This is a genomic window from Bathymodiolus platifrons methanotrophic gill symbiont (assembly GCF_002189065.1).
In the GTDB taxonomy this organism is placed as follows: domain Bacteria; phylum Pseudomonadota; class Gammaproteobacteria; order Methylococcales; family Methylomonadaceae; genus Methyloprofundus.
Genome location: NZ_BDMN01000461.1, coordinates 1 through 2,010 on the forward strand (window position 1 = coordinate 1; position 2,010 = coordinate 2,010).

Sequence of the window (2,010 nt, forward strand, 5' to 3'; positions counted from 1 at the left end):
GTTTTTCCAACTGATAAAACTCACGTGTTTGCGCTGTCATCACATGCAAAATAACATCACCTAGATCCATTAATACCCATTCAGACCCTTGAGCTCCCTCTATACCTTTAGGAGTATTTCCCTCGCTGAAAATCAGGGAAACGGAGCCTAAGCGAAGTGATGATTTTTAGTCCGCGATAGCCGTAGGGCCGTTATTTTGTCGGAGTCTGAGCGTTAGCGAGGGTGGAGACAAAATAAAAGGCCATCCGACACGGCGTCAAGTCATTTGGAGCCTATGTTCCGACCCCTTGTTGGGTCGGGACGAGGTGACGAGGACGAATCGGGGCCGCCGGAGGCATAAGTGGTCGCGTTAAGTTTTTGCTGCTTGCTTGGGCTGGGATGCCCAAAACAAGCTTTCGCAAAAATAGCGACTCCCCGAATCATGATGGTCAAATAAATAACCCACACCAGCGGTAGCATTTTTCTGCTCGATGATAGGTATGTTGATAATCATATAATCCGCTTTTTTAAGTTCTGCTTCGAGTAAGGGCTTGATGGATGCCGTACGCTGAATCTCTTCAGGGGTTCGCGGAATCATGGTTAAGTCTTTAAGTTCAAAGTCAAGTATTGCAATCCTGGTTTCTGCGCTAACGCTAAGACTGATAATACATAACAGGCAGGATATGAATAATTGAGATATCCATTTACTTTTGACGCTGTTCATAAAATCTCCGGGGGTGTGAGCAATTCAGGTAGCCGGTAGAGCGGTGCTTTAGCTCGCCGGATGTGAATGCCCGCGGGCTAAAGCACCGGCCTACATTGAAAAGGGAGCCTAGCTTTTGATGATTAGCAAGGTTTGTTTACTGTAAACAAGTAAACGCCTTAATTGGTTTATTTTACGACTGTATTTTTAATAGGCAAGTATAATTACCCGCCCATAGCAAAGTATAGCTTTAATCTAGAAAATCAGAGAAACAATATCAATATTCAACAATTAAATTCCGAATTTGGGATTACTAATCAAGTCGAGTTTATCGAAGGAAAAGGCGGGCTGCCTTTTATGCAAGTTAACACGGCTAAAGCCAGCGCTTTAATTTCTATTTACGCAGGTCAGGTTTTATCATTTAAACCCAGCAGCCAGACTGAAGACTTAATGTTTATCAGTGAGAATGCTTATTTTTCCGAGGGGAAAGCAATTAAAGGGGGGGTTCCCATTTGCTGGCCCTGGTTTGGCGCAGCACCTGAACAGGGAAATATGGAGCTGGTTAAACGACCAGGTCATGGTTTTGTACGTACAGATTTCTGGTCAGCCGCATCGGTTAATGTATCAGACAGTGGTGATACGAAAATAATACTTGAGTTTAAAGATACAGAAAAAACCAGAGAACTTTGGCCTTACAGCTTTTATCTCGCTCTGGAAATTGTTATTTCTGATTCACTGACGATTGAGTTGTTAACCCGTAATACAGGTGAACAGCCTTTTTCAATTACTGAAGCACTACATACTTATTTTAATGTAGGTGATGCAACGAAAGTAGAGGTTCTGGGTTTAGAGCATACGGAATATTTAGATAAAAAATCAGACTTTGTTAAAGTATGTCAGGTAGGGGCAATTACTCTGTCGGAAGAGACAGATCATATTCATACCGATATAAAACATGGCCTTGTGCTTAATGATCCTGCTTTTAAACGCAAGATTAAAATAAGTTCATCAGGCAATAAAAATGTAGTGGTATGGAATCCCTGAATTAAGGGTTCTGCTGAAATGAAGGACCTGGATACAGATGACTACAAACATTTTATTTGCCTGGAAATTGCCAATGCAGCTTCGGATATAGTTGAAATTTTACCAAATAGTGAATATAGGATAGCGACTAATTATAGTGTTGTTTAAGTTTGTGTTTTGATAGGTGCAATCAGGTGGTAACCGTTCAGTCCCTCTCCTGCAAGCAGGGGTTAGGGGAGGCTTTATTAGATAATCCCCCTTTCTCAAGCAATGGCATTCGCTTAAATAACAAAGTAACTAAAGAT

Annotated in this window: 3 protein-coding genes and 1 pseudogene; 2 read left to right on the plus strand and 2 right to left on the minus strand. The window is 41.6% G+C overall.

Annotated elements, in window-relative coordinates; all coding sequences use genetic code 11:
• Both CDZ78_RS19335 and CDZ78_RS19340 read right to left on the minus strand, forming a co-directional pair.
• A pseudogene (locus tag CDZ78_RS19335) lies at positions 1-121 on the minus strand (RsfS/YbeB/iojap family protein); the annotation flags it as partial.
• A gap of 228 nt (positions 122-349) precedes the next feature.
• Positions 350-703 (minus strand): hypothetical protein, encoded by a 354-nt coding sequence (locus CDZ78_RS19340; RefSeq protein ID WP_087871427.1) that lies wholly within the window; start codon positions 701-703, stop codon positions 350-352.
• Between the two features lie 162 nt (positions 704-865).
• On the opposite strand from CDZ78_RS19340, the gene CDZ78_RS19345 reads away from it, so the two are divergent.
• Positions 866-1,726 (plus strand): D-hexose-6-phosphate mutarotase, encoded by an 861-nt coding sequence (locus tag CDZ78_RS19345; RefSeq protein WP_221901369.1) that lies wholly within the window; start codon positions 866-868, stop codon positions 1,724-1,726.
• Positions 1,727-1,744: 18 nt separating this feature from the next.
• Positions 1,745-1,873, plus strand: coding sequence for a hypothetical protein (locus tag CDZ78_RS24140; RefSeq protein ID WP_307190519.1), 129 nt, complete (start codon positions 1,745-1,747; stop codon positions 1,871-1,873).
• Positions 1,874-2,010 lie beyond the last annotated feature (137 nt).

Coding starts and splice junctions, on each gene's coding strand:
- CDZ78_RS19340 (WP_087871427.1), bottom strand. CDS start 703: ATGAACAGCGTCAAAAGTAAATGGATATCTCAATTATTCATATCCTGC.
- CDZ78_RS24140 (WP_307190519.1), top strand. CDS start 1,745: ATGAAGGACCTGGATACAGATGACTACAAACATTTTATTTGCCTGGAA.